Annotated in this window: 22 protein-coding genes and 1 pseudogene; 4 read left to right on the forward strand and 19 right to left on the reverse strand. The window is 70.2% G+C overall.

Going from position 1 to position 19,576, the window contains the following annotated elements:
• Position 1: 1 nt before the first annotated feature.
• The 8 genes from nuoF to AB0J53_RS01795 all read right to left on the reverse strand — a co-directional run bounded on the left by nuoF (position 2) and on the right by AB0J53_RS01795 (position 7,132).
• The gene (gene nuoF / locus AB0J53_RS01760) at positions 2-1,291 is read right to left on the reverse strand and encodes an NADH-quinone oxidoreductase subunit NuoF (protein WP_219504495.1); all 1,290 of its coding nucleotides are present in this window, start codon (positions 1,289-1,291) and stop codon (positions 2-4) included.
• Positions 1,288-1,944: an NADH-quinone oxidoreductase subunit NuoE gene (gene nuoE / locus AB0J53_RS01765; RefSeq protein ID WP_364167872.1), complete on the reverse strand. Its 657-nt coding sequence runs from the start codon at positions 1,942-1,944 to the stop codon at positions 1,288-1,290. Before nuoE ends, nuoF begins: the two co-directional genes overlap by 4 nt.
• Positions 1,941-3,266 carry an NADH-quinone oxidoreductase subunit D gene (locus tag AB0J53_RS01770; protein ID WP_219504490.1) on the reverse strand — a complete coding sequence of 442 codons (1,326 nt, stop codon included), beginning with the start codon at positions 3,264-3,266 and terminating at the stop codon, positions 1,941-1,943. Before AB0J53_RS01770 ends, nuoE begins: the two co-directional genes overlap by 4 nt.
• A 46-nt stretch (positions 3,267-3,312) precedes the next feature.
• Positions 3,313-3,966 carry an NADH-quinone oxidoreductase subunit C gene (locus AB0J53_RS01775; RefSeq protein WP_364168539.1) on the reverse strand — a complete coding sequence of 218 codons (654 nt, stop codon included), beginning with the start codon at positions 3,964-3,966 and terminating at the stop codon, positions 3,313-3,315.
• A 38-nt stretch (positions 3,967-4,004) separates the two neighbouring features.
• Positions 4,005-4,556 (reverse strand): NADH-quinone oxidoreductase subunit B, encoded by a 552-nt coding sequence (locus tag AB0J53_RS01780; RefSeq protein WP_219504486.1) that lies wholly within the window; start codon positions 4,554-4,556, stop codon positions 4,005-4,007.
• A 2-nt stretch (positions 4,557-4,558) separates the two neighbouring features.
• On the reverse strand, positions 4,559-4,954 hold the full coding sequence (locus AB0J53_RS01785) for an NADH-quinone oxidoreductase subunit A (RefSeq protein WP_219504483.1): 396 nt from the start codon (positions 4,952-4,954) through the stop codon (positions 4,559-4,561).
• Between the two features lie 67 nt (positions 4,955-5,021).
• Positions 5,022-6,266 carry a geranylgeranyl reductase family protein gene (locus tag AB0J53_RS01790; RefSeq protein ID WP_219504481.1) on the reverse strand — a complete coding sequence of 415 codons (1,245 nt, stop codon included), beginning with the start codon at positions 6,264-6,266 and terminating at the stop codon, positions 5,022-5,024.
• Positions 6,267-6,415: 149 nt separating this feature from the next.
• Positions 6,416-7,132: a demethylmenaquinone methyltransferase gene (locus AB0J53_RS01795; protein WP_219504479.1), complete on the reverse strand. Its 717-nt coding sequence runs from the start codon at positions 7,130-7,132 to the stop codon at positions 6,416-6,418.
• Positions 7,133-7,211: 79 nt separating this feature from the next.
• Between AB0J53_RS01795 and AB0J53_RS01800 the strand changes: the two genes are divergently transcribed.
• The gene (locus AB0J53_RS01800) at positions 7,212-8,417 is read left to right on the forward strand and encodes a hypothetical protein (RefSeq protein WP_219504477.1); all 1,206 of its coding nucleotides are present in this window, start codon (positions 7,212-7,214) and stop codon (positions 8,415-8,417) included.
• Here the strand turns inward: AB0J53_RS01800 and AB0J53_RS01805 are convergent.
• Positions 8,414-8,632 carry a DUF4229 domain-containing protein gene (locus tag AB0J53_RS01805; RefSeq protein WP_364167875.1) on the reverse strand — a complete coding sequence of 73 codons (219 nt, stop codon included), beginning with the start codon at positions 8,630-8,632 and terminating at the stop codon, positions 8,414-8,416. The two genes, AB0J53_RS01800 and AB0J53_RS01805, sit on opposite strands and share 4 nt — an antisense overlap.
• Before the next feature lie 257 nt (positions 8,633-8,889).
• Here AB0J53_RS01805 and AB0J53_RS01810 point away from each other — a divergent pair, with 257 nt between their 5' ends.
• The gene (locus AB0J53_RS01810; protein ID WP_181616591.1) at positions 8,890-9,111 is read left to right on the forward strand and encodes a BldC family transcriptional regulator; all 222 of its coding nucleotides are present in this window, start codon (positions 8,890-8,892) and stop codon (positions 9,109-9,111) included.
• A gap of 130 nt (positions 9,112-9,241) precedes the next feature.
• On the opposite strand, the gene AB0J53_RS01815 is transcribed toward AB0J53_RS01810, so the two are convergent.
• Together AB0J53_RS01815 and AB0J53_RS01820 are read right to left on the reverse strand one after the other, a co-directional pair.
• Complete coding sequence (locus AB0J53_RS01815; protein WP_219504474.1) at positions 9,242-9,484, reverse strand: hypothetical protein; 243 nt, start codon at positions 9,482-9,484, stop codon at positions 9,242-9,244.
• A 10-nt stretch (positions 9,485-9,494) separates the two neighbouring features.
• Entirely contained in the window at positions 9,495-10,505 is a 1,011-nt protein-coding gene (locus tag AB0J53_RS01820) for a hypothetical protein (protein WP_364167878.1), read from the reverse strand.
• A 123-nt stretch (positions 10,506-10,628) separates the two neighbouring features.
• Here AB0J53_RS01820 and AB0J53_RS01825 point away from each other — a divergent pair, with 123 nt between their 5' ends.
• A complete protein-coding gene (locus tag AB0J53_RS01825) occupies positions 10,629-10,925 on the forward strand; it encodes a PLD nuclease N-terminal domain-containing protein (protein WP_219504470.1) in 297 nt (98 codons plus the stop codon).
• Positions 10,926-11,072: 147 nt separating this feature from the next.
• Here the strand turns inward: AB0J53_RS01825 and ccsA are convergent, their stop codons facing one another.
• The 6 genes from ccsA to AB0J53_RS01855 form a co-directional block, all read right to left on the reverse strand.
• The gene (ccsA, locus tag AB0J53_RS01830; protein ID WP_357584704.1) at positions 11,073-12,017 is read right to left on the reverse strand and encodes a cytochrome c biogenesis protein CcsA; all 945 of its coding nucleotides are present in this window, start codon (positions 12,015-12,017) and stop codon (positions 11,073-11,075) included.
• Entirely contained in the window at positions 12,007-13,566 is a 1,560-nt protein-coding gene (locus AB0J53_RS01835) for a cytochrome c biogenesis protein ResB (protein WP_364167880.1), read from the reverse strand. Before AB0J53_RS01835 ends, ccsA begins: the two co-directional genes overlap by 11 nt.
• On the reverse strand, positions 13,566-14,288 hold the full coding sequence (locus AB0J53_RS01840; protein ID WP_219504455.1) for a cytochrome c biogenesis protein CcdA: 723 nt from the start codon (positions 14,286-14,288) through the stop codon (positions 13,566-13,568). Before AB0J53_RS01840 ends, AB0J53_RS01835 begins: the two co-directional genes overlap by 1 nt.
• Entirely contained in the window at positions 14,281-14,847 is a 567-nt protein-coding gene (locus AB0J53_RS01845) for a TlpA disulfide reductase family protein (RefSeq protein ID WP_364167882.1), read from the reverse strand. The genes AB0J53_RS01840 and AB0J53_RS01845 overlap by 8 nt, the downstream gene beginning before the upstream one ends.
• A gap of 56 nt (positions 14,848-14,903) precedes the next feature.
• Complete coding sequence (locus AB0J53_RS01850) at positions 14,904-15,545, reverse strand: histidine phosphatase family protein (RefSeq protein ID WP_219504451.1); 642 nt, start codon at positions 15,543-15,545, stop codon at positions 14,904-14,906.
• Between the two features lie 128 nt (positions 15,546-15,673).
• Complete coding sequence (locus AB0J53_RS01855; protein WP_219504448.1) at positions 15,674-16,594, reverse strand: LysR family transcriptional regulator; 921 nt, start codon at positions 16,592-16,594, stop codon at positions 15,674-15,676.
• Between the two features lie 249 nt (positions 16,595-16,843).
• Between AB0J53_RS01855 and AB0J53_RS01860 the strand changes: the two are divergent.
• A pseudogene (locus tag AB0J53_RS01860) lies at positions 16,844-17,542 on the forward strand (EamA family transporter); the annotation flags it as partial.
• Positions 17,543-17,601: 59 nt separating this feature from the next.
• Here AB0J53_RS01860 and hemL read toward each other — a convergent pair.
• On the reverse strand, positions 17,602-18,891 hold the full coding sequence (hemL, locus tag AB0J53_RS01865) for a glutamate-1-semialdehyde 2,1-aminomutase (RefSeq protein ID WP_219504446.1): 1,290 nt from the start codon (positions 18,889-18,891) through the stop codon (positions 17,602-17,604).
• 17 nt (positions 18,892-18,908) lie between these two features.
• Entirely contained in the window at positions 18,909-19,538 is a 630-nt protein-coding gene (locus tag AB0J53_RS01870; RefSeq protein WP_219504444.1) for a bifunctional DNA primase/polymerase, read from the reverse strand.
• Positions 19,539-19,576: the final 38 nt, after the last annotated feature.

Below are 19,576 nucleotides of genomic sequence, written 5' to 3' on the forward strand. Positions count from 1 at the left end.
GTCACTGGTCACCCCACAGAGTGGACTTCTTCGCGTCGAACGGGCAGCCGCCGACCTCGAAGTGCTTGAGGTACTCCTCGCGGAAGTACTTCACCGAGGAGTGGATCGGGCTGGTGGCGCCGTCGCCGAGCGCGCAGAACGAGCGGCCCAGGATGTTGTCGGCGATGTCGGTGATCGTCGACAGGTCGTCCTCGGTGCCCTGACCCTTCTCCAGGCGCTTGAGCACCTGCTTGAGCCAGTAGGTGCCCTCACGGCACGGCGTGCACTTGCCGCACGACTCGTGGGCGTAGAACTCGGTCCAGCGCAGCACCGTGCGGACCACGCAGGTGGTCTCGTCGAAGATCTGCAGCGCCCGGGTGCCGAGCATGGAGCCCTTCGCGCCGACCGCCTCGAAGTCGAGCGGCACGTCGAGGTGCTCGTCGGTGAAGATCGGCGTGGACGAGCCGCCCGGGGTCCAGAACTTGATCCGGTGCCCGGCGCGGATGCCGCCCGCCATGTCGAGCAGCTCGCGCAGCGTGATGCCGAGCGGAGCCTCGTACTGGCCGGGCCTGGTGACGTGGCCGCTCAGCGAGAAGATGCCGAAGCCCTTGGACTTCTCGGTGCCCATCCCGGCGAACCAGTCGGCCCCGTTGGCGATGATCGAGGGAACACTGGCCACGGACTCGACGTTGTTCACGACAGTAGGCGAGGCGTAAAGGCCCGCCACAGCCGGGAACGGAGGCTTGAGCCGCGGTTGACCCCTGAAGCCCTCCAGCGAGTCCAGCAGCGCCGTCTCCTCGCCGCAGATGTACGCCCCGGCGCCGCTGTGCACGACGAGCTCCAGGTCGTAGCCCGTGCCGAAGATGTCCTTGCCGAGATAGCCCTTCTCGTACGCCTCGCGCACGGCCGCGTGCAGCCGCCGGATGACGTGCAGCACCTCGCCGCGCACGTAGATGAAGGCGTGGTTGGCGCGGATCGCGAACGCCGTGATGATGACGCCCTCGACCAGCGAGTGCGGGTTGGCCATCATGAGCGGGATGTCCTTGCAGGTGCCCGGCTCCGACTCGTCGGCGTTGACGACGAGATAGTGCGGCTTGCCGTCACCCTGCGGGATGAAGCCCCACTTCATGCCGGTGGGGAAGCCGGCGCCGCCGCGGCCGCGCAGGCCCGAGTCCTTGACGGCCTGGATGACGGCGTCCGGGTCCATGCCCAGCGCCTTCTTGGCCGCCTCGTACGGCCCGTAGCCGTCGATGGTGAAGGAGTCGGGGCGGTCCCAGTTGGCGGTCAGGACCGGTGTCAGGGTCGTGCTCATGCCTCGGGGGCCTTCCATCCGTTGGCCTTGGCCAGCTTGAGGCCCTCCAGCGAGGGGCCGGCGGCCGAGGGGCCGTCGCCCGCCAGCTCGTCGGGCAGGCCGGAGAGCACCCGCGACGCCTCCTTGAACGTGCACAGCTTCTTCGGACCGCGGGTGGGCCGCACGTCCTTGCCGTCACGCAGGTCGTCGACGAGCTGCTTGGCCGATTCGGGCGTCTGGTTGTCGAAGAACTCCCAGTTGACCATCATGACCGGGGCGAAGTCGCAGGCCGCGTTGCACTCCAGGCGCTCCAGCGAGATCTTGCCGTCGCCGGTCGTCTCCTCGTGGCCGACGCCGACGTGCTCGGACAGCTCGTCCCAGATCTCGTCGCCGCCCATGACGGCGCAGAGCGCGTTGATGCAGACGCCGACGTGATACTCGCCGGCGGGCTTGCGCTTGTACATGGTGTAGAAGGTCGAGACGCCGACGACCTCCGCCTTGCTCAGGCCCAGCATCTCCGCACAGAACTCGTGCCCGTCGTCGGAGACGTAGCCGTCCTCGGACTGCACCAGGTGCAGCAGCGGAAGCAGCGCCGACCGCGTCTTCGGGTAACGGCCGATGATCTCCTTGGCGTCGCGTTCGAGACGCTCGCGGACTTCCGGTGAATAAGTCACCGGTCCACACCTCCCATGACGGGGTCGATAGAAGCCACCGCGGCGATCACGTCGGCGACCTGGCCGCCCTCCGCCATGGCGGGGAAGCTTTGCAGGTTGCAGAACGACGGCTCGCGGAAGTGGACGCGGTAGGGCCGGGTGCCGCCGTCGCTGACGACGTGCGCGCCGAGCTCGCCCTTGGGCGACTCGATCGGCGCGTAGGCCTGGCCGGCCGGCACGCGGAAGCCCTCGGTCACCAGCTTGAAGTGGTGGATCAGGGCTTCCATGGAGCTGCCCATGATGTGCGCGATGTGGTCGGGGGAGTTGCCGAAGCCGTCGGGGCCGAGCGCGAGCTGCGCGGGCCAGCCGATCTTCTTGTCCTCGATCATCACCGGGTCGCCCTTGAGCGGGCCGGCGATCCGGTCCAGGGCCTGCTCGATGATCTTGAGGGACTCCTCCATCTCCTGCATGCGCACGAGGTAGCGGGAGTAGACGTCGCAGCCGCGCTGGGTCGCCACGTCGAACTCGTAGGTCTCGTAACCGCAGTAGGGCTGCGACTTGCGCAGGTCCCACGGCAGGCCGGCGGCCCGCAGGATGGGGCCGGTGATGCCGAGCGCCATGCAGCCGGTCAGGTCGAGGTAGGCGACGTCCTTGGTGCGGCGGACGTACACCGGGTTCTCGTCGAGGAGCTTGCGGATGTCCTTGATCCGCTTGGGCATCTCCTTGAGGAACTCGCCGACCTTGTCCACGGCTCCGGCGGGCAGGTCGACGCTGACGCCGCCCGGCCGCACGTAGGCGTGGTTCATGCGCAGTCCGGTGATGTACTCGAACAGCTCCATGACCATTTCGCGGTCACGGTAGCCGAACAGGAACGGCGTGGTGGCGCCGAGCTCCATGCCGAACGTGCCCATCGCGACCAGGTGCGAGGCGATCCGGTTGAGCTCCATCATCATGACGCGGATGGCCTGCGCCCGGTCCGGGATGCGGTCCTCGATGCCGAGCAGCTTCTCCACGCTCAGGCAGTAGGCCGTCTCGTTGAAGATCGGCGACAGGTAGTCCATGCGAGTGACGAACGTGGTGCCCTGCGTCCACGTCCGGTACTCCATGTTCTTCTCGATGCCGGTGTGCAGGTAGCCGATGACGCCGCGCGCCTCGGTGACCGTCTCACCGTCGAGGGTCAGGACCAGGCGGAGCACGCCGTGCGTGGACGGGTGCTGCGGGCCCATGTTGACGACCAGGCGCTCGTCGTCGGAGTCGCGGACCCCGCTGACGACCTCGTCCCAGTCGGCGCCGGTGACCGAGTAGACCTTGCCCTCGGTCGCCTCGTCATATGCGGTGCTCACGAGTGATCCTCCCTCCGGTCGTCAACGCGCTGCTCGAAGAACTCGCTCACGCGTATGACCTCCTGTGGTCGGGCGAGGGGATGGTCGCCCCGCGGTACTCGACCGGGATGCCGCCCAGCGGGTAGTCCTTGCGCTGGGGGTGCCCGTCCCAGTCGTCCGGCATCATGATCCGGGTCAGGCCCGGGTGGCCGTCGTAGACGATCCCGAAGAAGTCGTACGCCTCGCGCTCGTGCCAGTCGTGGCCCGGGTAGACGCCGACGGTCGACGGGATGTGCGGGTCGGCGTCGGGGCAGCTCGTCTCGACGCGGACGCGCCGGTTGTGGGTGATCGAGCACAGGTGGATCACCGAGTGCAGCTCCTCGCCCGCCAGGTGCGGGTAGTGCACGCCGGTGACGCCCAGCGACAGCTCGAAGCGCAGCGCCGCGTCGTCGCGCAGCTTCTGGCAGACCTCGACCAGCCGCTCCCGCTTGACGTGCAGGGTCAGCTCGCCGCGGTCGACGACCACGCGCTCGATGGCGTCGTCGAGGCCGAGAGCGTCGACGAGCTCGTCGAAGTAGCCCCCGTACGGGCGCGGCGTGGAGATCTGCGGCGCGCGGCGGACGACGAGGCCGCCGTAGCCGGAGGTGTCGCCGGAGTCGGCGGCGCCGAACATGCCGCGCCGGGCGACGGGCGCCTCGGGGGTCTTGGCGACCTCGGGCACCTCGGCGCCGGGGACCTCGGGGAGGTTGTCAGGGGAGGTCACTTGGCGGCCCCTTGGTCGATCAGCGGCAGCGTGCGCAGCGCCTTGAGCTCGAGGTCCTCGATCTGCTTGGCCCGGTGCGCGCCGAACTTCATGTTCTGGATCTTGTCGTGCAGCTTGACGATCGCGTCGATGAGCATCTCCGGGCGCGGCGGGCAGCCGGGCAGGTAAATGTCGACGGGCACGATGTGGTCGACGCCCTGCACGATGGCGTAGTTGTTGAACATGCCGCCGCTGGAGGCGCACACGCCCATGGCGATGACCCACTTGGGCTCGGCCATCTGGTCGTAGATCTGCCGCAGGACGGGAGCCATCTTCTGCGACACGCGGCCGGCGACGATCATCAGGTCGGCCTGCCGGGGAGACGCCGAAGCGCGCTCCATGCCGAAGCGCGCCAGGTCGTAGTGGGGGCCACCGGTGGCCATCAGCTCGATGGCGCAACAGGCGAGCCCGAAGGTGGCGGGCCATACGGAGTTCTTGCGCGCCCAGCCCGCGGCCTGCTCGACCGTGCTGAGGATGAACCCGCTGGGGAGTTTCTCTTCAAGTCCCATTTTCAGTCCCAGTCCAGACCCTTGCGGCGCCACACGTACGCGTAGGCCACGAGCACGGTGACGATGAACAGCAGCATCTCGACGAGCGCGAACACCCCGAGGCCGGAGGAGATCACGCTGCCCGCGTCGTTGGTGAGCGGAGCGAACGAGACCGCCCACGGGTAGAGGAAGATGATCTCGATGTCGAAGACGATGAAGAGCATCGCCGTGATCATGTATTTGAGCGGGAACCGTCCGCCACCGACAGGCTGGGGCGTCGGCTCGATGCCGCATTCGTAGGCGTCAAGCTTGGCGCGGTTCCAGCGCTTGGGACCGGTGAAGGGGGCGATGGCGACCGAGAAGATCGCGAAGCCCCCCGCGAGAACGGCGAGCACCAGGATGGGCACGTACAGGTCCATCGCTACGCCTCCTCCGGAGTCGCCGCGCGCGCGGGCGCGCAGCCTGATCTATGGATGGGTGTGGGATTCATGCTCGTGGCGCGACCTTCGAGAGTGCGTTGATGATCTTGTCCGACGCATCGCCTCGCCGGTCGGTGAGATTACCAAGGAGTTTGAGCGCGAAGCGCATCAGCCTCGGGTGGGGAAGCCCGTGCCTGGTGCCGAAGCTCATCACACCCGGCTTCCCGATCGCCTGCACGAACAACCTGCCCAGCGTGAAATATCCGCCATAGGCGTCCTTCAACGTCTGAGGATACGTCCGCAGGACACGTTCTCGCTGCGCCGGGGTGGTGCCCTTGAGGGCCTTGGCGACGACCTCGGCGGCGATCTCGCCGGTCTCCATGGCGTAGGCGATGCCCTCGCCGTTGAACGGGTTGATCGAACCGCCGGAGTCGCCGGCGAGCAGGAGGCCGCGCGTGTAGTGCGGCTGCCGGTTGAAGGCCATCGGGAGCGCGGCGCCGCGGATGGGGGCCGTCATGTTCTCCTCGGTGAAGCCCCACTCGGCGGGCATGGACCGGCACCACCGGCGCAGCAGGTCGCGGTAGTCGATGTTCTTGAAGTGGGTGCTGGTGTTGAGCAGGCCGAGCCCCACGTTCGCGGTGCCGTCGCCGACGCCGAACACCCAGCCGTAGCCGGGCAGCAGCGTCTGGTCGTCCCACAGCTCCAGCCACGTCTCCAGGTAGTCGTCGTCGTGGCGCGGGCTGGTGAAGTAGGTGCGCACGGCCACGCCCATCGGGCGGTCCTCGCGCCTTTGCAGCCCCATGCCGAGAGCCAGCCGGGTGCTGTTGCCGTCGGCGGCCACGACCAGCCGGCCGCGGTAGACCGTGCCGTCCTTGGTGGTGACGCCGGTGATGTGGCCGCTGCGGTCGTCGAGGACCGGCCCGGTGACGGTCACGCCCTCCATCAGGCGCGCGCCGGCCTTGACCGCGTGGGCGGCCAGGATCTCGTCGAAGTCCTGGCGGGTCCGTACGAGACCGAAGTCGGGGAAGCGCTCCAGCTTGGGCCAGTCGAGCTCGAAGCGCAGGCCGCCGCCGACGACGCGCAGGCCCTTGTTGCGCACCCAGCCGGGGGCGTCGACGTCGACGCCCATGTTGAGGAGCTGCTTGACGGCTCGCGGGGTCAGGCCGTCACCGCAGACCTTCTCCCGGGGGAAGCGGGTCTTCTCCAGGACCAGCACGTCGAGACCCGCCTGGGCCAGGTAGAAGGCGGTCGCGGAACCGGCGGGACCGGCGCCGACGACGATGACGTCAGCGTCAACTGCTGGCACGGTCACTGGACTGTCCTGTCCTACACGCTCGAAGGCCTGGCCTCGGGGTGTCTCGCCTTCGTTCCTTTGTGAACCCCTTCACAAACTTGTCGGCCCGCAGTCTAACCCTTTTCCTGGACAAAGTGGCAGCCGGGGGGCCGTCAGAGCCTAGTAGATCACGCGGCTTTGAACGCGCGGTGCATGGCCACGATCCCCAAGTCGAGGTTGCGCCAGGCGACCCGCCGCCATCCGGCGTCCTGGATGATGCGCGCCAGCGTCGCCTGGTCCGGCCAGTCACGGATCGACTCGGCCAGATATTCGTACGAATCGTCGTTGGAGCCGAAAATCTTGGCCACCTTCGGCAGCAGCCGCATCAGATATTCGCGGTAGACCAGATCGAACGGCGCGAACGTCACGTGCGAGAACTCCAGGATCACCAGCCGGCCGCCCGGCTTGGTCACCCGCAGCATCTCGCGCAGCGCCTGGCCGGTGTCCTGCACGTTGCGCAGCGCCACCGAGATCGTCACCGCGTCGAAGACGTCGTCGGCGAACGGCAGCCGCATCGCGTCGCCCGCGACGAACGGCACCCCCTCGCCCGTGAGCGCGTTGCGCCCGCGGCGGCGCACGCCGGTGCTCAGCATGCCGAGCGAGAAGTCGGAGGCGATCGCCCGCGCGCCCAGCGTCGTGAACGTGTCGGTCGAGGTGCCGGTGCCGGCTCCGAGGTCGAGCACGACCTCCCCCGGCCCGGCGTCGACGGCCGCGGCGACGGCCTTGCGCCACACCCTGACCTGGCCCATCGAGATCACGTCGTTGACGAGGTCGTAGCGCCGGGCGGTGCGATCGAACATCGCGGCGACCTCGTCCGGCTGCTTGTCCAACTGAGCGCGCGTCATGCAGAACAGCCTAGGGCCATTCCCGACAATCAACGGAAAGTAGCGGCACGACTACATTGCGTCTGCTAAGAATGGGCAAATGCTTGCCCGAGTCGCCCTTGCGGCGATCATCGCAGCGGCCCCCGCCGCGCACCCTCGCGTGGTCTCGGCCAACCCGGTCGACCACACCCCGCACGTTCTCGACGGCATCGTCAACGCCATCACGCTCGTCGGCGACACCGTGGTGGTCGGCGGCTCGTTCTCGGCGGTCGCCGACGCCACCAGGACCACCACCTACCGGCGCGACAACCTGTTCGCCTTCGACCTGACGACCGGGCGGGTGCTGCCCCGCTTCGCCCCCGGCGTGGGCGGGCCCGTGCACAGCCTGGCCGCCGGCGACGACGGCACCGTCTACGTCGGCGGCGACTTCCACGAGGTCGACGGCCACCGCGCCAGGTCGCTGGCGCAGGTGAGCCTGGCGACCGGCCGGCCGGTGCCCTCGTTCCGCCCGGCCGTCTCCGGAGGCGCGGTCGCGACCCTGGCCAGGCGCGGCGCCCACCTCTACGCCGGCGGCGACTTCACCCGCCCGCGCACCGCGCTGGCCCGGCTCGACGCCACGACCGGCCGCGCCGACCCCGCCTTCACCATCACGCCGGGCGATCCGCTGAGCCGGCGGGTCCGGGTGCACGCGATCGCCGCCACGGCCGACCGGCTGGCCGTCGACGGCAGCTTCACCACGCTCGACGGGCAGTCACGGCCGCAGCTCGGCCTCATCGACATCGGCGGCCCGGCGCCCAAGCTCGCCCCGTGGCGGACCGACGCGTACACAGGCAAGTGCATGGACGTCTTCCCGTGGTACGTGCGCGGCCTCGACTTCGCGCCCGACGGCCGGTATTTCGTGGTCGTCACCACCGGCGGGCCCAGGCGCGGGACGTGCGACAGCGCGGCCAGGTTCGAGACGTACGCCACCGGCAGGAACGTCAAGCCCACCTGGGTCAACAAGACAGGCGGCGACTCGCTCTACGCGGTGTCGGTCACGGGCAGCGCGGTCTACGTCGGAGGGCATCAGCGCTGGCTGGACAATCCGCAGGGCCATGACTCGGCCGGCCCGGGGGCGGTGCCGCGCGAGGGCATCGGGGCCATTCATCCACGGACGGGAAAGGCGCTCAGTTGGAATCCCGGCCGCGAGCGCGGGATCGGCGTCAAGGCTTTTCTGGCGAACAGGACAGGACTACTAGTCGGTAGCGACACAACCCGACTCGGGCGGGAGTACCATGCCCGGATTGGCATGTTCCCTCTGCCCTAGTCGTCCTGCGGCTTGGCGCGGTCGATCCTGCCGCTGATGCGCGCGCTCATGGCGTCGCGCTGCTTGGAGAGCAGGACATAGCTGGCGATGCCGCTGAGCGCGAACGCGGCCACCAGCAGGACCAGCAGGTTCGGCACGCCGAGGAGCCAGAGCACCAAGAAGGCGATGCCGAACAGGCCGATCCTGGACAACGTGTAAACGAGAACGGGATGCACGGGTTCGAGATTACTCGGCCCATGCCTCCGGTCGCTCTTCGCATCGGGCACGAGCGCTGCTACTGTGCCCAGTAAGGGTGTTTCGTAAAGAAACACCCACGAGAGCCCCAAAGAGGCTCTATCATATAACAATCGGGCAGTCAGCTGATAACAACCCGTGATCTTTGCAGAAAACCACGGATAAATCAGGCTTCGCTCGACACACTGGTTACCTGTCCGCCCGCTGGCAGGAAGCGGGATGCGAGGGGGAGAGATTGGTGGAGAGTAGCAGCGAGCGTCTGCTGACCCCTGGAGAGGTTGCCGCCCTCTTCCGGGTAGACCCAAAGACGGTTACGCGCTGGGCTGCGGCAGGCCGCATCAGCAGTATCCGCACCCCCGGAGGGCACCGGCGCTTCCGTGAATCGGAAGTGCACGCCCTTCTTCGAGGCGAGGACGTTCTGACGGCCGACAGGCCGACAGGGGAGTCCCCGCGTGTTTGACGTACCGCCCAGTCGGTGATCCTGCCAGCCAGGATCACCGAGACGGCGTGCTCGCCGGCCCATCCGTAAGGCGAGCGCGGGAAGGCGCCATCCGCCGACCGTGGCTGGCGCCTTGGCGGAATCCTGCCTCTCAGTCGCCGTCCTGGTCGGCCTTGTACGCCAGGAACTCCCGCTCCAGCTCGTCGTTCTCCTCCGCCCAGCGGCGCCGCCGCTCGGCCGCCTCCTCCTCGGTCAACGACTCCTGCAACCACTCGTCGTAACCGGGCTCGCCGGGCTCCACCTCGACATACGCGTTCCCGATCAGGCGCCCGTCTTCGCTGGCCAGGCTCCTCGGCACCCGCAGGGTCCCGTCAGCGAGCCGGATGACGTACATGGCCGATCACCTAGATTCCGTAGCGCCGGTTGAAGAACAGCATGACGTCGAGCGCCATCCGCGTGTTGCCGCCGAGCATGTCGACCAGCGCGGGGCGCTGCCGTGAGGCGATGGCGGCGAACGCGTCGGCGAAGAACTCCTTGCGGCCCAGCCCCCCGCCCTGGCGGTGGAACGACGACGCCAGCAGCGGCGTGACCCTCTCGAACAGTGCCACGAACTCCGGCGTGTCCGACACCCATACGCCGAACACCGAATCGATGTCGTCGATCGCGTGCCCGACCTCGTGCATCATCACGTCCGGCGTCGGCGAGGGCCGGTCCCCCACCACGACCTTCCGGTCCCCGTACGCGCCCGCGCACACGTCCCACGTGGCCCGGCCCGACGGCAGCGGCGCGCCGCGCAGATAGCCCATGTCGTCCAGGTCCGGCACGCCGCCCGGCCCGACGTAGATGCCCTCCAGCCCCTCGGCCAGCCGCTCCTTCAGCCGGTCGGGCAGCCTGGCCAGGCTCTCCACGGCCCGGACGAGATCAGGCGGCGGCGGCCCCAGCCGGGCGTCCCACTGGCGGTGCAGGATCGCCTCCAGCTTCCCGCAGTGCCGCAGCCCGTCGCCCAGCGGCGGCACGTCGGGCGGATGCGGCCGGGCCCGCGCGTGGGAGCCGTCGAGCTCGAAGTCCTGCCACGTGTAGCGGGGCCGCTCCGGGGCCGTGGCGGGCGTCCGCTCCGGCCGCCGCCTCCCTTGCTCGTCCGGTCCCCCGCCCTCCCAGGGACGGCGGTCGGCGTCGGGCCGGCGCGCCGGCTGGTCGCGGCGCTCGCGCTCGCGCCGGCGGAAGCCCGGCGTCTCCGTGCCCTCCCCGGCGGCCCGGCCCACCTCACTGTGGCCCCGCCGATAGGCTCCCCGCGCGTTGGCCCAGAAGGACCGGTCAGCGTCGGGCGGGGCCTCGGTGCGGCGCGAGAAGAGGTACGACCCGCGCCGCCACCAGCGACCTCGCCGATGGCGCCCCTTGTCGTTGGAAATGGCCATCGCACCCCTCACCGCCCCGTGGCGCCGAATCGGGTTCCACGGTACGACGCTGATCTTCGCCAGTCATCCGAAATGCGACATCAGGTGGCACGAACACGCTGGAGATGGCTTACAGTTCGGGGCATGGCAGGTGTCATTGTCGGCCTGGCTCTGCTGGCCTTCTGGCTGTTCACGTTGTTCGACGTCATCACCACCCCCGAGGAAGAGGTCAGGCACTCCCCGAAAGCCGTGTGGCTCATCGTCGTCGCCGTGCTTCCCCTCATCGGCGGGCTGTTCTGGATGCTGCGCGGACGTCCCCGGCCCATCCAGGAGTCCTGGCCGGTGCAGCCGCGTTCCACCGCGGGCATCCCCAAGGGCCCCGACGACGACCCCGATTTCCTTCGCGAACTCGACCGTCGCATGCGCGGCGAAGAGAAGTAACCGCCCCTCCGAAACGCCTGTCACCCACTCTTTCAGGTAAATCTTTTCAGCGTCCGCCTTCTGGAAGCGCCGCAGACGCCCCCAGAAGGCGGAGCGAGGCTCCGGGCGGAGGGAACCGCCCGGAGCGCCTCCACAGCGCTCTCAGCCTCAGGCGTAGCTGTGCAGACCCTCGATGAAGATGTTGACGCCGACCAGGTTGAACAGCAGCGCCAGGAACGCCACGAGCTGCACGACGGTCGCCGCCCGGCCACGCCACCCGGCCGTCACCCGGGCGTGCAGGTAGGCCGCGTAGCCGACCCAGGTGATGAACGACCACACCTCCTTGGGGTCCCAGCCCCAGTAGCGGCCCCACGCCCGGTCCGCCCACAGCGCGCCCGCGATGACGGCGAACGTCCACAGCGGGAACGCCAGCACGATCGCCCGGTGCGCCGCCTTCTCCAGCTCGGCCTTGGCGGGCAGCCGCGACAGCCCGTCGCCGCGCACCAGGAAGAGCACCCCCGCCACGCCCGCGAGCACGAACAGCCCGCTGGCGATGATGGCGGCGGTGACGTGGATGGCGATCCAGTAGGAGTTGAGCGCGGGCACGACCGGCCCGGCCGAGGTGTAGAAGACCTTGGACGCGAGCCCCAGCCCCAGCGCCGCCGGCACCATGACGAACCCGCCGAGGAAGCGGATGTTGGTGCGCGTCTGGGTGATGAGGAACGCGGAGACGGCGGCGAAGCAGATGGCGACGATGAACTCGTACATGTTGCCCCACGGCCACCGGTCGACCGCGAGGCCGCGGGTGACGATGGCGCCGAGGTTGGCCGCCCAGCCGAGCCAGGCCAGGACGAGCCCGGCGATCCCGCCGCGCAGGGCGAACGCGGGGACGGGCTGCTGCGGCGCGTCGTCGGAGGGCGCACCGGCCTCCGCCTCCGAGGAGGAGGCGGCGCCCACCGTCACGGGGGTGCGCGCGCGGCCCTTGACGGGCGCGTCGGCACGGGCGCGGCCGAAGGCCAGCTCTAGCGCGAAGCCCACCATCGCGAACAGATAGAGCAGCACTGCCGCGACCACGAACAGGTCGCTCAGCTCCGCGAGTGGTTCAGCGCTCATCCTTGTCTCCTGCTGCTAGAACCTTGACGATGTCGTCGAACTCCTCCGCGAACCCGGCCGCGGACCCTTCGGTGCGGGTCAGCCCGCCCACGTCGACGGTGCCGTCCTTGACCCGCACCCACACCCGCCGGCGCCGGATGACCAGCGAGAGCACGATGGCGACGGTGGCCGTCGAGGCGGCGAGCAGCGCGGGCAGCCGGCCGGGATCGTAGGCTATCTGGAGCGTCATCCACTCCTTGACCTCGACGAACTCCAGCTTGCCCGCCCCGTCGGGCAGGTCGAGCGTTTGGCCGGGAGCCAGCGGCGCGGGCACGTCCTTGCCCATGACCAGCGGCTTGAGCTTCTTCATCAGCTCGGGCGGCGCCAGCTCGTAGACCGACCGGGGCTCCCCCGAGCGCATGCCGAGGTCGCCGGAGAACGCCCCCAGGACCTGCACGCCGGGCTGGATGGCCCCGGGGAACGCCGAGGCGTAGCTGCCGTCGGTCAGCGGCACGCTGGTGGGCAGGAAGCGCATCAGGAAGCCGAGCGGGGTCGGCTGCGCGTCGGGGACCTTGACCACGCAGTCGGAGGTGAGCGTGGGCTTGTCGGCGATGATGCACGGCACCGGCCCCTCGAACGCGACGTGCCCCTTGGCGTCGGTGACGCGGAAGACGGGGGCGTAGCCGTGGCCGATGAGGTAGGTCTGGGTGCCGTCGACCTCCAGCGGCTCGTTGACCTTGAGCTCGTAGTCGCGGGGCGCGGCCCCGGGAGCGTCGGTGACCTTGAGGAAGGCGGAGTAGTCGAGCTCCTGCCCGCGCTTCTCGCCCTCGACCTGGTAGGTGGCCTGGAAGTCGGTCATCTCGAAGCTGAACGGCTCCAGCGACTCGGCCGACACCTGGGGGCCGGGGATGAACCGGTCGTAGGCGGCCACGGTGTTGGCGAACCCGTCGCCCTCGGCGACCAGCACGTTGCCCCGGTAGCCGTACAGGGAGCCGAAGCCGACGGCGACCAGCACGCCGAGCAGCGCGATGTGGAAGAGCAGGTTGCCGGTCTCGCGCAGGTAGCCCTTCTCGGCGGCGACCCAGCCGTCGCCGGTCTCCACGCGGAAGCGCAGCTTGCGCAGCCGCCTGGCGGCCTCGGTGACCGTGAGGTCGCCGTCGAAGGAGGCGGAGTGCGGCAGCCTGGTCAGGTTGCGCGGCGCGGCCGGCGGCTTGCGGCGCAGCTCGCGCAGGTAGGTGGCGGTGCGCGGGATGATGCAGCCGATCAGCGAGGTGAACAGCAGCAGGTAGATGGCCGCGAACCAGACCGAGGTGAAGACGTCGAAGAGCTGGAAGCGGTCGTACCACTCGGCCAGCGCCGGGCTGTCCTTGTAGACCAGCGCGACCTTGTCGGGCTCGACGCTGCGCTGCGGGATCAGCGAGCCGGGCACGCTGGCCAGCGCGAACAGGAAGAGCAGGATGAGCGCGGTCTTCATCGAGGTGAGCGTGCGCCAGCACCAGCGCAGCCAGCCGGTCAGGCCCATGCCCGCGGGCTTGGCCGCGCGCTCCCTCTCCAGCTCGTCGACGCTCATCAGATCACCGGCCGGAAGTTGCCGATCAGGCCCTGCATGGTGGCGATCATCTCTCCCCAGAGGCCGGTGACCAGCGCGATGCCGACGGCCACCATCATGCCGCCGCCGATCCGGGTGATCAGGCGCGAGTGCTTGCGGATCGCCCGGAACGTGTGCAGCGCCTTGCTGTAGGCCAGGGCAGCGGCCACGAACGGCAGCCCGAGCCCGAGCGCGTAGGCCACGGCGAGCAGGGCGCCCCGCGAGGCGCTGCCCTCGTTGAGGCCGAGGGTGAGGACGACGGCCAGGGTGGGGCCGATGCACGGCGTCCAGCCCAGCCCGAACACCACGCCGAGCAGCGGCGCGCCGGCCAGCCCCGCGGAGGGCATCCTGTGGATGCGCACGTCGCGCATCAGCCCGGGGACCACCCCGAGGAACGCCAGCCCGAGCAGGATCGTGAGCACGCCGAGCACCCGCGTGATGATCTCGGCGTTGCCGAGCAGCGCCGCGCCGAGCCCGCCGAACAGCGCCCCGCTGACGACGAACACGGCGGCGAACCCCGCCACGAACAGCAGCGTGCCCAGCACCAGCCGCCCCCGCTTGGGGTCGGCGCTCATGCCCGTGACGTACGACAGATAGCCGGGGACGAGCGGGAGCACGCACGGCGACAGGAACGAGACCACGCCGGCCAGCACCGCGATCGGCACCGCCAGCAGCAGCGAGCCGGACGCGACCACGTCACTCATCGCGCACCTTGGTCACCGTGTCCATCAGGTCGGTGTAGCGGACGGCGCCGAGCGCCCGGGCGGCGATCCGGCCCTGCTTGTCGATGATCAGCGTGGACGGGATGGCCGCGGGGGGCACCGTGCCCTGGAAGGCGAGCGCGATCTTGCCGGGCTGGTCGAAGATGCTCGGGTAGCCGGTCTTCTCGGTGCGTTCGAAGGCGAGCGCGTCGGCCTTGCGGTCCTTGAAGTCGATGCCGATGAACTCCACGCCGGTGCCCTTGGTCTTGGCCGCGACCTCCTTGAGCACGGGCGCCTCGGCCCGGCAGGGCCCACACCAGGAGGCCCAGAAGTTGAGCACGACGACCTTGCCCTTGTGAGCGGCCAGGGAGGCGGTGCCGTCCTCCAGCGTGGGCCCTTCGACGGCGGGCGCCGGCTCGCGCTCGGCCGCCGCGAACACCTGCATCTTCCCGTCGCCGGCGACGAAGCGGGTGTCACCTGCCGCAGGCTGACCGCCCTGGTCGCCCGCGCAGCCCGCGGCCAGGACGGCGATGAGGGCCAGTGAGATTGACGTCGCGCGCACGGGAGGATGATCTCCTTGTACTACAAGCGGTAGAGCTTGCAACTCTACCGGCGCTGTCATGCGCCCGGGACGCTGGGTCCCCGGTCCAGCGACCCCGCCGGCTCGCTGTAGCCGACGCTGACGAGCCGGTTGCCGTCGAAGGTGAACGTGGTGAGGCTGGCCAGCGCGCACTGCCTGCGGCGAGGGTCGTGCCAGAGCCTGCGCCGGCCCTCGGCCGCCATCCGGATCGCCCAGATCGGGAGCTGGTGGCTGACGAGCACCGCCTCGTGCCCGCGCGCCGCCTCCCTGGCGTCCTCGACCATCGACTTCATCCGCGCGACGATCACCGGGTAGGGCTCACCCCACGAGGGCCGCATCGGGTTCCAGAAGTAGCGGTAGTTGCGCGGGCTGCGCAGCAACTGCAGGCCGGGCCCGGAGATCCGGCCCTCCAGCAGGTTGCCGGCCTCCAGCAGCCGGTCGTCGCTGACGATGTCGAGGCCGAGCGTGGCGGCCAGCGGCGCGGCGGTCTCCTGCGCGCGCTCCAGCGGCGAGCTGTAGAGGGCGACGATGTCGCGCCCGGCCACGGACTTGGCGACGGTCTTGGCCATCAGCTGGCCGGTCTCGGACAGGTGGTAACCAGGGAGCCTGCCGTAGAGGATGCCGCCAGGGTTGTGCACCTCACCGTGGCGCAAAAGGTGAACGACAGTGGTTTCAGCCATGGTGGGCTTCAGCTTAGCCGCTCGCCGGGCCCGGCTCGCGGGTGGATGGAGTCTGGCCGGTCGGAAGGAGACCACCGGCTGCCGGCCGCGGGGGTCATCCTGGGCGGCCTGGTGGCCATCGCCCTGTCCTAGGTGACCGCCCAGGCGTTCTCGTGGCGGCTGCTGGAGCGTACGAGCGCCTCGACGGTGGCGCGGATCGCGGGGCGGCGGGCGGCGTCGGTGCGCCAGAGCGCGTAGATGCGGCGGCTCTGGCCAGGGCGGATCGGAATGAACCGGATGCCGTCGGGCACCGGGTCGCGGCCCATCCTGGGCACGATCGCGCAGCCCAGCCCGGCGGCCACGAGGGCGAGGTGGGTCGGGTATTCGTCGGCCATGCAGGCGATCTCCGGCTCGACCTCGGCGCTGCGCAGCGTGAACACCAGCCAGTCGTGGCAGATCGTGCCGGGCGTGGAGCTGATCCAGCGCTCGCCCTGGAGCGCCGACAGCGCGATCTCCTTGTGGCCGGCCAGCGGGTGGTCGGCCGGGACGGCCACGTCGGCCACGTCTTCGAGCAGCGACTTCCTGGACAGTCCTTCGGGGATGGCGATCGGCCGGTTGAGCCAGTCCTGGACGATGACCAGGTCGAGCTCGCCCCTGGCCACCTCGCGGATCACCCGCTCGGGCTCGCGCTCGTACAGCTGGATGAGCAGGTCGGGGTGGCGCTCGCGCAGCTCGGCGAGCGCGGCGGGCATCAGGCCGCGCGCGGCGGTGGGGAAGGCGCCCACGTTGAGCCGGCCGACGACCTGGCCGCGCAGCGCCTCGAAGTCGGCCTCGGCGGTCTCGACCAGGGCCAGGATGCGCTCGGCGTGCTCGGCGAGCAGCCCGGCGGCGTCGGTCAGCCGTACGCCGCGCCCGTTGCGCTCGACCAGCCTGGCCCCGGTCTCGCGCTCCAGCTTGGCGATCTGCTGCGAGACGGCCGACGGCGTGACCATCAGCGCGTCGGCGGCGGCGCCGACCGAGCCGTAGACGTGCACGGCATGTAGGGCCTTGAGCCGGTTCAAGTCCAACATGTAAGCCAGTCTAAAGGGTTAAGCATAGAAAGTCTCGCTTGTCGTTAAAGGTGTAGCGTTGGAAAATATATGCATGCGAATCCTTAAGACGAAGAAGCAGACCCACCAGACCACCTCCTACCTGAAGGCCCTCGCCGAGCAGGCCCGCGAGCAGCGCATCCGCTACCGCAAGACGTCCGCCGCGTGAGACCTGGCCACCTGGCCCTCGCCGTCGGCCTCGCGGCCGTCTGGGGAGTGAACTTCGTCGTCATGCAGGTGGGGCTGGAGCACTTCCCGCCCCTGCTGTACGCGGGCCTGCGGTTCGCGCTGGCGGCGTTGCCCGCGCTGCTCCTCGTGGGGCGGCCCGGAGTTCCCTGGCGATGGGTCGGCGCGGTGGCTGCCACTCTCGGAGTCGGCCAGTTCGGGCTGTTGCTCATCGGCATGCGCGCCGGGATGCCGGCCGGGCTGACTTCCCTGGTCCTGCAGGCGCAGGTCCTGTTCACCATCGTGTTCGCGGTGACGCTCCTCGGCGAGCGGCTCACCGCCCGTCGCGTCGCCGGCCTGGCCGTCGCCTTCGGCGGCCTGGCCCTGGTCGCCGTCGACTTCGGCCTCTCGGGCCCGGCCGGCGCCTTCGCCCTCTGCGTGGCCGCGGCCGCCGCCTGGGGCCTCGGCAACGTCGCCCAGCGCAAGGCCGCCCCGCCCGACTCCCTGCGCTTCATGGTCTGGGTGAGCGCCCTGTCGGCGCCCCCGCTCCTGCTGCTGTCGCTGCTGGTCGAGGGCGTCCCGTCACTCGCCGCCCCGGCCGAGGGCTGGCTGTCGCTGGCGTACGTGGCGTTCGTCTCGACGCTCGGCGGCTTCGGCGTGTGGGGCTATCTGCTGCGCCGCTACGACGCCTCGACCGTGGCCCCGTACACGCTGCTCGTGCCGGTCTTCGGCATGTCGTCGGCCGCCCTCTTCACCGGTGAGCCGCTGACCTGGCTCAAGGCGGTGGCGGCCGTGCTCATCGTGGCCGGGGTGCTGTTCGCCAATCAGAGGACCGCGGCGGCCGCCTTGGCGGCGGCGGGCAGCGCGTCGGCGACCCGCTCCAGCGCCTCCTCGTCGTGCGCCGCCGACAGGAACCACGCCTCGTACGCCGACGGCGGCAGGTAGACGCCCCGGTCGAGCATCGCGTGGAAGAACGCCTTGTACGCGGCCGTGCTCTGCGTCTGAGCGTCGGCGAAGTTCGTCACCTGCCGGTCGGTGAAGAAGATCGAGAACAGGCTGCCCGCCGTCTGCAGCCGGTGCGGCACCCCCGCCTCCGACAGCGCCTCGGTGGCCGCCCGCGCCACCGCGGAAGCGGCCGCGCCGACCTTCGCGTAGGCGTCGGCGTCGAGCGTGCGCAGCGTGGTCAGCCCGGCCGCGCAGGCCAGCGGATTGCCCGACAGCGTGCCCGCCTGATAGACGGGACCCTCAGGCGCCAGATGGGCCATCACCTCGGCCCGGCCGCCGAACGCCGCCGCCGGCAGCCCGCCGCCCATCACCTTGCCGAACGTCATCAGGTCGGCCTCCACCGGGTCCAGCCCGTACCAGCCCGACGGCGAGACGCGGAAGCCGGTCAGCACCTCGTCGACGATGAGCAGCGCCCCGTTGGCCGTGCACAGCTCGCGCAGCCGGGCGTTGAACCCGTCGAGCGGCGGCACGATGCCCATGTTGGCCGGGCACGCCTCGGTGATGACGCAGGCGATCTCGGCCGAGGCGAACGCCTCCTCCACCGCCTTGACGTCGTTGTAGGGCAGCACGATCGTGTCGGCCGCCGACGCCCCCGTCACCCCCGGCGTGTCCGGCAGCCCGAACGTCACGACGCCCGACCCCGCCGAGGCCAGCAGCGCGTCCACGTGCCCGTGATAGCACCCGGCGAACTTGATCACCTTGGACCGTCCGGTGAACCCGCGCGCCAGCCGCACCGCGCTCATCGTCGCCTCGGTGCCGGAGCTCACCAGCCGCACCTTCGCCACCGGCGCGACCCGGCGGACGATCTCCTCCGCCAGCTCCACCTCGCCCGGCGTGGCCGTCCCGTACGAGAACCCGTGGGCCACCGCCTGCGACACGGCCTCCACCACGGCCGGATGCCGGTGCCCCAGGATCATCGGGCCCCACGAGCACACCAGGTCGACGTAGCGGTTGCCGTCGACGTCCGTGATGTACGGGCCCTGCCCGGAGGCCATGAAACGCGGAGTGCCGCCCACCGCCCCGAACGCGCGGACCGGCGAGTTGACACCCCCCGGCACGACGGCGCTGGCGCGGGCGAACAGGTCCTCGGAGATGCGTGTACGGCTCACCAGACCAGGTTAGTCCCCTAGTCGGCCAGCCACTCAAGCAGGCGGAGCGGGTCGGGCAGCGGCCGGCCGTCGGGCGGGCGCAGCCACGAGACCGGCTGTCCGGTGGGCAGCGTGGAGGGCGGGGCCAGCACGTAGCTGTCGCGGCAGTGCCAGCGCAGCCCCGGCGTGTCCTCGATCGTGGCCGGGTCGCAGTCGAGCTGGCACGACCACCACTCGTCCTCGTCCTCCGGGTTGCCGCGCGTGGCCACGTAGAACAAGACCCGGTCGCCGTTTGCGGCGACCGGGCCGGAGTCCGCGCCTGCGTTGTCGATCCGGGTGAGGGCCGACAGGCCGAGCGCGAGGGGCACGTCGAAGACGTCGAACACCCGCCCCGTGGGCAGGATGACGTTGGCCTCGGGCTCGCGCTGCCACCAGCGGGTGAGCTGGGTGGCGTCCGTGGTGGCCTGAATGCTCCAGGCGGGGGAGATGGGGTGCGCGCCCGGGTCGGGACAGCCGAGCCGGTCACAGGAACACGCTCGGGTGCCCCGCCGCAGCGGGAAGGCTCCCGGCACGCTCGGCCAGCCCAGTGCGGCGTAGCCCAGCACGGCGTCGATCCGCGTCGGCCGGGACCGTTTCCTGGTACGCCGAGCCAGAGGTACCCCCACCATTGGTGTCTCCCGTCGATTCGGTGCCTGAGGAGGCCCCG

Origin of the sequence: Nonomuraea sp. NPDC049725, from assembly GCF_040674795.1 — a bacterium.
In the GTDB taxonomy this organism is placed as follows: Bacteria; Actinomycetota; Actinomycetes; order Streptosporangiales; family Streptosporangiaceae; genus Nonomuraea; species Nonomuraea ceibae.